This is a genomic window from Synechococcus sp. H70.1 (assembly GCF_047502705.1).
Lineage (GTDB): Bacteria > Cyanobacteriota > Cyanobacteriia > Thermostichales > Thermostichaceae > Thermostichus.
In genome coordinates this window covers 1-7669 of sequence record NZ_JANSIV010000047.1, presented here as the reverse complement: position 1 = coordinate 7669, position 7669 = coordinate 1, and the positions used below count along the sequence as shown (strand labels likewise).

Genomic DNA, 7669 nt, shown 5'->3' with positions numbered 1-7669 from the left:
TGGCCTAGCGCAGCCGTCGGCAAAGGTCAGCCTTCAGATTCCCAAGGGATCACCTGCCCCCAGATCGCCCACCAGGCCAACGAGCGCACCTTTCTGGCCTGGCTGCGTACCTCTGTGGCTCTCATTGCCTTTGGCTTTGCCCTCGCCCGCTTCAGCCTCTTTTTGCAGCAGATCGAAGCCGCCAGCTCCCCCAAGCAGCCCGCTCCGGCGCACGGCCGCCTGAGCACCCACAACTTGGGCCTCCTGTTGGATGATCGGCCTTTCTGCTTGGCGCTACAACCAGGTGATGCGGCAAATCGAGGCGGGCGACTTTCGCCCCAGCCGTTTCCTCATCTGGATCATGGCTGCCCTGGTGGCCCTGTTTGGGCTGCTGAGCCTTCCCCTGCCGCTGCGCCGCCCCCGCCCTCAGGAGCCTTCGCGGCTTAGCCTGCCGGAGTGAAGGGCCGCCAGCGGCTCCAATTGCCGAGCCTGCTGCCTGAGGCGCTTAATTAACTGCTTGCACACCACCTCGCACAGCTCAAAACAGATGGGATCCGCAATTTGGTAGTAGACGCTCACGCCCCTGGGCTCGCGGCTGACGATCCCTGCCTGCGCCAGGATCTTGAGATGTTTGGAAACGTTGGCCTGGCCCATGCCGGTGGCCTCTAGGATTTGGGTAACGTTCTTGGGCCCCGAGCGCAACTGACACAGGATCTGGAGCCGGCTGGGCTCCGCCAGAACCTTGAAGTACTCCGCCACGCTGGTCAGCACTTCCGGCGTCAGGGTCAACTGGCACTCGTCTTTGCCAGCTTGCACAAGCTTGTCCCAATCCATAGGCTGTCTTGAGGGAGGTGGTAGCTTGATTTTAACACCAGATAGTTATACAGTAGAATAAGAACCCGGATGCGGAGCACGTTCGGGTTCTTGCCAACAGACAGGAGGGCAGCATGCTATTTCGCCAACTATTCGACGCTGAGACGAGCACTTACACCTATTTAATCGCAGACCCAGACACCCGCGAGGCCGTACTGGTGGATCCGGTGTTGGAGCAGGTGGAGCGGGACTGGAAGTTAATTCAAGAGCTGGGTCTGACCTTGAAGTACTGCTTGGAAACCCACGTCCACGCCGATCACATCACCGGCACCGGCAAGCTGCGGGAGTTGAGCGGCTGCCAAGGGGTGGTGCCGGTTCAGGCCAAGGCGCAATGTGCCGACCGCTTCATCGGCCATGGGGAAACGCTGCAGGTGGGATCCATTGTCATCGAGGCCATTGCCACCCTGGGCCATACCGACAGCCACATGACCTACCGCGTCAATGGGGATCGCGTTCTTACAGGAGACTCGCTGCTGATTCGCGGCTGTGGCCGTACGGATTTTCAGAGTGGGGATCCCGGCTTGATGTACGACCACGTAACGCAGCACCTGTTTACCCTGCCGGACGAGACGCTGGTTTATCCCGGCCATGACTACCGGGGACACACCGTCTCCACCATTGGCGAGGAGAAGCGCTGGAACCCCCGCTTCGTGGATCCGGAAACCGGTAAGCTGCGCTCGCGGGAGAGCTTTATTGCCCTAATGAACAGCCTCAACCTGCCGCAGCCCAAGAAGATCCAGGAAGCGGTGCCGGCCAACGAGCAGTGCGGCCAAGTGGCAGCCGCAGTTTAGTTGCTAGTGTCAGGCGGCTCGTCAGAAAGGGGAGGGTTGAGAGTGGATCGCCAAAATCTCTATGAGAGGGATTTCTATGCTTGGACTCAGCAACAAGCCCAATTTCTGCGGGAGCGGGCCTGGGAGAAGCTGGATCTGCCCCATTTAATTGAGGAGATGGAATCATTGGGCAGGCAACAGCGGCAAGAGCTGCGTAACCGGCTGGGGGTTTTGGTGGGGCACCTTCTGAAGTGGGAGTATCAGCCGCAGGCCAGATCGGTAAGCTGGCTTCTTACCCTACAGGTGCAGCGGCAGGAAGTTCTGGATCTGCTGGAGGAAAACCCAAGCCTGAGACCCTATTTGCCGGAGGCCATCTCCAAGTCTTACCTGAGGGCGCTCCAACTGGCTCTGGAAGAGACCAAGCTGCCCAGAAAGACTTTTCCCAAGACCTGCCCTTATTCTCCTGAGCAAATCCTGGATAGCCAGTTTTATCCTGGCGAGCCCAGCAGGTTGCTAGAGGAGGAAGATTAGAAATCCCTAAGTCTTACAACAACCCTAGAAGCAAGGAAGAAACCATGATCGTAGCCCAACAAAATCCTACAGCTCAGCAGGAACGGGATCCCCGTCTTAAGGAGATCGACGCCTTGACTTTAAAGCAGTGGCTGGATCAAGGGCGGGTACAGCTCATTGACGTGCGGGAGCCGGCAGAATACCACGACGAGCGGATCCCGGGGGCGATCAACATGCCTCTATCTACCTTTGACCCCGCCAAGGTGCCGATCTCGACGCCGGAAAAGCCGGTGGTGCTGCAGTGCCGCATGGGCAGCCGCTCCATCCGTGCCGGCTGTCAGTTGCTCGAATACGGCTGGCCGGAAGCCATTAGCCTCAAAGGTGGGATCGAAGCGTGGAAGGCCGCCAAGCTGCCCACCACCCGCACCCGCAACGCGCCCATCTCGCTAATGCGACAGGTGCAGATTACAGCGGGATCCCTGGTGCTCATAGGAACCCTGCTGGGAGCCTTTGTCCACCCGGCCTGGCTGGTGTTGAGTGGCTTTGTGGGAGCGGGGCTGGTGTTTGCCGGGATCACCAACACCTGTGGCCTGGCGCTGCTTTTGGCCCGCCTGCCCTGGAACCGGGGTCAGACGCTATGAGCGGGATCCCGTCCGCCTCTTCCCCAAAGCAGGGGATCTGGGCGCGTTACCTGCCCTTGGCCAAGGATTCCCTGTGGTGGCTTCGCTACCGGCGAGAGGATCTGCCGGGGGATCTCATTGCCGGGGTGGTCTCGGCCATCCTGTTGGTGCCCCAGAGCATGGCCTACGCGCTGCTGGCCGGCCTGCCCCCCGAGACAGGCCTCTACGCCAGCATCCTGCCGGTCATCGCCTACGGCTTCCTGGGATCCAGCCGGGCTTTGTCGGTGGGGCCGGTGGCCATCATCGCCCTGCTGGTAGCCTCGGGTTTGGAGCCGCTGGCTGAGCCGGGCAGCCCGGAGTATGGCCAGTTGGCGCTGGGCTTAGCTCTGGAAGCGGGCCTGATCCAGCTAGGGGTAGGGCTGTTGCGCCTGGGGTTTTTGGCCAATTTCCTGAGCCACTCGGTTATAGCGGCCTTTAGCAGTGCCGCAGCCCTAATCATTGCCCTTAGCCAGCTCCGCCATCTGCTGGGGGTGAAGATTGCCAACACCGAGTCCTTCTGGCTGCTAGTGCAACGGCTGTGGCAGAGCCTGGATGGGGTCAACTGGGCCACCCTGGGGCTGGGGCTGTTGTCCATCGCCCTGTTGGTGTACGCCCAGCAGAAGCTGCCGGCGCAACTGCGCCGCTGGGGGATCCCGCCCCTCTGGGAGTTGCTGCTCACCAAGAGTGCTCCCCTGGCGGCCGTTTTCTTAACTACCCTGCTGGTTTGGGGGCTAAACCTCTCGGAGAGAGCGGGAGTGGCGGTGGTGGGATCCATTCCGGCTGGCCTGCCACCGCTGACGTTTCCCCAACTGAGCTGGCCAGAATGGGGATCCCTGCTGCCCACCGCCCTAACCCTCAGCTTGGTGGGCTTTACGGAAAGTTATGCCATGGCCCAGGCCCTAGCCAGCAAGCGGCGGCAGAAAGTGGATCCCAACCAGGATCTGGTGGCCCTGGGAGTGGCCAACGTGGCAGCAGCCGTCAGCGGTGGCTTTCCGGTCACGGGTGGGATCAGCCGCTCGGTGGTGAACGCTCAGGCGGGGGCCAACAGCGGTCTGGCCTCGGTCATCACGGGATCCCTGATAGCCCTGGCCATGATCTGGCTGATGCCCTTGTTTACTTTCCTGCCCCAGGCCACCCTGGCTGCCGTTGTGCTGGTGGCGGTGCTGGGACTGGTGGATTTTCACCCCCTGCTGCAGAGCTGGCGCTACGACCGCGGCGATGCCCTCGTTTGGCTGCTCACCTTTGCCAGCGTGTTGGCAATTGGGGTAGAGCGGGGGGTTGGTCTGGGAGTGCTGGCCTCCATCCTTCTCTTCCTCTGGCGGGCCAGCCGCCCCCACATTGCCATTGTTGGCCAGGTGCCGGGTACCGAGCACTACCGCAACGTGCTGCGCCATGAGGTGATTACCGATCCGCGCATCTTGGCGGTGCGAGTGGATGAGAGCCTGTTTTTTGCCAACGCCGCCTACCTGCAGGAGTACCTCCTTCAAGAGGTAGCAGCGCGGCCGGAAGTGGAACAGGTGCTGCTGGTGGCCAGCGCCATTAACTTCATCGACGGCAGCGCTCTGGAGGCCCTGACCCAATTGGTGGAACGTCTGCACCAAATGGGGGTGGGCTTTGCCCTAGCCGAGGTAAAGGGGCCGGTGATGGATCGCCTCAAAAGGGTGGGGTTTGTGGAAAAAGTGGGCGCTGAGCGCTTCTTCTTGTCAACCCACCAGGCAATGCAGGCTCTCAAATCCCAGGCGATGCCGGCAGCCGCTTCCGGATGAGCACCAGGGGTGTCTGCTCCGCCGCATTGCCCGCTGGGTTCTTGCGCAGCGCCTGCTCCACCAGCTCCCGCTCCACCCCTGGGCTGGCCGCCAGAAGAGTTACCTCTCCCAAGTCGTTGGCATCCACAATGGCCACCTCGTAGCCGGTCTGGGCGTGGAGCTCAGCCACCAGCTTAGCCGGCTGCCGCGGCCCTAAGACGATGAACTGGTCGTAGGGGGGCAAGGTGCCGGTGACATCGTCGATGAGGTCGGCCTGCTCCCCCGCCAGGGCATAGAACACCCCTGGGATCCCCAACAACTTGGCCAGGGATCCGACAACAAAAGCCGCCAGCACCCGCCAGGCTCCCGAGCAGTCGATCAGCGTCTGCATCCCGTAGCAGCTCGAGAGACTGGTCTTGGAGGGGAAGAAGTAGCAGAGGGTGCGGGCTAGCCAGCCAGGCTGCACCTGCAGGGGATGGCGAAAGTTGCCCTGGACGATGGCTGCCGCGCTTTCCGAGATGGCCACGATATCACCGGGCTGGATGTGAGGGCCCACGTAGCGCCGCAGCACCTCGGCGAGGTCATCGCTGGGGGTAAGCAGATGGGTGGGAATAGCAGCCCAACTCACTGGCCCCTGCTGCTGCCAGGCCAGCTCCGGCAAGGGCTCCACTTCCTGCAAGGGCAGGATCAGGTGGCTAGTCTTAAGGGTGCGCCGCTGCCGCCCGTACTGGACGTAGTCCAGCTCCAGCCAGGCCGAGCGCAAATCTGCCAGCTCTTCCCCCCTCAGCTCGATCTCCACTTCCAAGCCGGTCTGGCTTTGGGGGGTGATGATGTAGGCCTGCCAGTAGTTGTCCTGGCGAGGGGGCAGATCCGCATGGCGGGAGCGCAGGCGGATCTGGGTTTGGATCCCTTCGATGGAGCTGGCACTGAGCAAATGCAGTCGCGGCTGCACCTGGGCCAAGGTAACCTCAAAGAGGGGGTTGAGGTTGCGGGCCACGAACTCCGCCTGGATCAGCCAGTGATCGGGGCTGAGGCGGTTGAGGTGCCAGCTCTGCGGCTCCACCACCAGGCAGTCGGCGGGGCGGGTCTTCCGCCAGTACAGCACCGTCGCCAAACTCAAGAGCAGCCCGGCCACCACCTGAATCCAGCCTGAGGGATCCCCCAGCCAACGCCAGATCCCCCAGAGGCTCAAGACCACCCCCGCCAATACGCCGACCACCACACCTCGGCTTACCATCCGGATTGTTGCCATCGGGATCCCACTCCTTGCAATCGTTAAGCCCTGCTAAAGCCTGCCCCTTCCGTCCAGCCCGCCCCCTAGACTACAGGTACCAACCAAGCCCTAGCCATCCTACCGGGAAACCGACAGCAAGCGGTCGCAGAATCTCTACCCACATTTCCATCTCAAACATTTAGACTACAAATAGGTTGCATTCTAAGTTTTCCCACAGCATCCTGCGGAGGTCGCCCATGGCCCACAAACAGCAGTTCAAAAGCTTTGACGACATGATCCAGGGATCCAAAACTCCCATTCTGGTGGATTTCTACGCCACCTGGTGTGGTCCCTGTCAGGTCATGGCCCAGGTGTTGGAGCAGGTGAAGCCCCAGGTGGGGGACGCCATCTCCTTTGTTAAGGTCGACACCGAAAAGTACCCCAACATCGCTGCCCGCTGGGGGATCTACGCCGTGCCGACCCTGATCCTGTTTAAAGACGGGAAGCCGGTTGACCGCATTGAAGGGCTGCTACATCCCCGAGCTCTGCTCGAGCGTCTACGGGCCCAGGTCAACCTACCGGTGGCCTGAGCTTTGCAGGGGCTTGAGCCTGTGCCGCTTCTCCAAGTTCACCTGGCAGGAGAAGTGCCCTACCGCACCGCTTGGGCTTGGCAGCAGGCCAGGTTGGCCCGGATGATCCGCCATCCTGAGGTGCCAGATGGGCTTTTGTTGCTCACCCACCCGCCGGTCTACACCCTGGGGGCAGGGGCCGATCCCAAGTTTCTCAAAAGCCTGGCTGGACGGATAGGATCTCCGGATACTCAGCCAGAGTCCCCTGCTCCTGAGGGGCCGGAGGTTCTGCGGGTGGAGCGGGGCGGCGAGGTGACCTACCACGGGCCGGGCCAGTGGGTGGGCTATGCCCTACTGAACCTAAAGCGCCATAGGACTGTCTACGGCTCCCATGGCCAGCCGGATCTGCACCGCTACCTGCGCCACCTAGAAGAGGTGCTCATCCAGACCGTAGCCCACTTTGGCCTGCGGGGGGAGCGGCTCCCTGGCCTGACAGGGGTTTGGGTGCAAGGCCACAAGGTGGCGGCCATCGGCATCAAGGTCTCCCGCTGGGTTACCTACCACGGCTTTGCCCTCAACGTCTGTCCGGATCTGGCTGCCTTCGCGGCCATCGTGCCCTGTGGGATCCCCGATCGCCCGGTGGGATCCCTGGTGCAGTTTTGTCCGGAGGTAACAATGGCTGCCGTAGCCCCAGTGTTGGTGCAATCTTTTTGTCATGTCTTCAGGCTGCAGGCCCAGGCAGTTTCCCTGGCCGAGTGGTTGGGAGAGCCTCCTTAGTTTGTCTAAATCCGAGATGGCCCTGGATTAATCCAAGGGCGACTACTCCACCCCCAACTGGCGCAACAGTTGCTGCAGGATGGCTTGGTCAGCAAAGTTGCCGCTTTGGGAAAAAAGAGCCAACGCCTGGCGAAAGTCAGCCATGGCAGCCTCTCGCTCCCCCAGTTGCAGGTGGGCCACGCCGCGACTAAAGTAGGCCTCTGGGATCCCCGGATCCAACTGGATGGCCCGCTCCGCATCGGCTAGGGCCTTTTGGGGCTGGCGCAACTGGTTGTAAACGTAGCTGCGGTTAACGTAGGCTGGCGCATAGGTGGGATCCAACTCTACTGCCCGATCCAGATCCGCCAAAGCCGCCACCGGATCCCCGCGCAGCAACTTGAGGGATCCCTGCCAGTTAAACTCGGAAGCAGAGCTTCTGGTGGAGGTCTTCTCAGGAGGAGTGGGGGAGGTGGGCAAAGAGAGGGCGGGGGCAGGAGCCAGGAATGCCGCCAAGCAACCTATCACAGCCACCCTTCCCCATCGCCGCTTCATCGTGCCCCGCTGAGGATCCCAACCCAGTCCAGTATAGACTGCC

General features: G+C 61.7%; 10 protein-coding genes and 1 pseudogene. 8 read left to right on the top strand and 3 right to left on the bottom strand.

All coding sequences use genetic code 11. The features are described from left to right. Positions 1-48: 48 nt before the first annotated feature. Positions 49-162, top strand: a pseudogene (locus NW827_RS03735) (YidH family protein); the annotation flags it as partial. A gap of 88 nt (positions 163-250) precedes the next feature. Next, positions 251-439: a hypothetical protein gene (locus NW827_RS03730; RefSeq protein WP_414403564.1), complete on the top strand. Its 189-nt coding sequence runs from the start codon at positions 251-253 to the stop codon at positions 437-439. Here NW827_RS03730 and NW827_RS03725 read toward each other — a convergent pair. Next, positions 406-813, bottom strand: a complete 408-nt coding sequence (locus NW827_RS03725) for an ArsR/SmtB family transcription factor (protein ID WP_414362765.1) — start codon at positions 811-813, stop codon at positions 406-408. The two genes, NW827_RS03730 and NW827_RS03725, sit on opposite strands and share 34 nt — an antisense overlap. A 113-nt stretch (positions 814-926) precedes the next feature. On the opposite strand from NW827_RS03725, the gene NW827_RS03720 reads away from it, so the two are divergent. Genes NW827_RS03720 through NW827_RS03705 form a run of 4 tightly spaced genes read left to right on the top strand, consistent with a single transcriptional unit; the run spans position 927 to position 4557 of the window. Then, positions 927-1643 (top strand): MBL fold metallo-hydrolase, encoded by a 717-nt coding sequence (locus NW827_RS03720; RefSeq protein WP_414403400.1) that lies wholly within the window; start codon positions 927-929, stop codon positions 1641-1643. 42 nt (positions 1644-1685) lie between these two features. Next, entirely contained in the window at positions 1686-2153 is a 468-nt protein-coding gene (locus NW827_RS03715) for a DUF29 domain-containing protein (RefSeq protein WP_414362762.1), read from the top strand. Between the two features lie 44 nt (positions 2154-2197). Next, complete coding sequence (locus tag NW827_RS03710; RefSeq protein WP_414403401.1) at positions 2198-2773, top strand: rhodanese-like domain-containing protein; 576 nt, start codon at positions 2198-2200, stop codon at positions 2771-2773. Further along, positions 2770-4557, top strand: a complete 1788-nt coding sequence (locus NW827_RS03705; RefSeq protein ID WP_414503355.1) for a SulP family inorganic anion transporter — start codon at positions 2770-2772, stop codon at positions 4555-4557. Before NW827_RS03710 ends, NW827_RS03705 begins: the two co-directional genes overlap by 4 nt. Here the strand turns inward: NW827_RS03705 and NW827_RS03700 are convergent. Further along, positions 4520-5788: a hypothetical protein gene (locus tag NW827_RS03700; RefSeq protein WP_414503354.1), complete on the bottom strand. Its 1269-nt coding sequence runs from the start codon at positions 5786-5788 to the stop codon at positions 4520-4522. The genes NW827_RS03705 and NW827_RS03700 overlap by 38 nt on opposite strands. A 218-nt stretch (positions 5789-6006) precedes the next feature. Here NW827_RS03700 and trxA point away from each other — a divergent pair, with 218 nt between their 5' ends. Both trxA and lipB read left to right on the top strand, forming a co-directional pair. Beyond that, complete coding sequence (gene trxA, locus NW827_RS03695) at positions 6007-6339, top strand: thioredoxin (protein ID WP_414334976.1); 333 nt, start codon at positions 6007-6009, stop codon at positions 6337-6339. 21 nt (positions 6340-6360) lie between these two features. Continuing rightward, the gene (gene lipB / locus NW827_RS03690; RefSeq protein WP_414403404.1) at positions 6361-7095 is read left to right on the top strand and encodes a lipoyl(octanoyl) transferase LipB; all 735 of its coding nucleotides are present in this window, start codon (positions 6361-6363) and stop codon (positions 7093-7095) included. A 42-nt stretch (positions 7096-7137) separates the two neighbouring features. Here lipB and NW827_RS03685 read toward each other — a convergent pair. Next, positions 7138-7669: tetratricopeptide repeat protein (locus NW827_RS03685; RefSeq protein ID WP_414503353.1), on the bottom strand; the 532-nt coding region annotated here is incomplete at its 5' end.

What these genes read in the sequence shown, in the direction of transcription:
- NW827_RS03705 (WP_414503355.1), top strand. Translation starts at nt 2,770, where the DNA reads ATGAGCGGGATCCCGTCCGCCTCTTCCCCAAAGCAGGGGATCTGGGCG.
- NW827_RS03730 (WP_414403564.1), top strand. Translation starts at nt 251, where the DNA reads ATGATCGGCCTTTCTGCTTGGCGCTACAACCAGGTGATGCGGCAAATC.
- NW827_RS03700 (WP_414503354.1), bottom strand. Translation starts at nt 5,788, where the DNA reads ATGGCAACAATCCGGATGGTAAGCCGAGGTGTGGTGGTCGGCGTATTG.
- NW827_RS03720 (WP_414403400.1), top strand. Translation starts at nt 927, where the DNA reads ATGCTATTTCGCCAACTATTCGACGCTGAGACGAGCACTTACACCTAT.
- trxA (WP_414334976.1), top strand. Translation starts at nt 6,007, where the DNA reads ATGGCCCACAAACAGCAGTTCAAAAGCTTTGACGACATGATCCAGGGA.
- NW827_RS03725 (WP_414362765.1), bottom strand. Translation starts at nt 813, where the DNA reads ATGGATTGGGACAAGCTTGTGCAAGCTGGCAAAGACGAGTGCCAGTTG.
- NW827_RS03710 (WP_414403401.1), top strand. Translation starts at nt 2,198, where the DNA reads ATGATCGTAGCCCAACAAAATCCTACAGCTCAGCAGGAACGGGATCCC.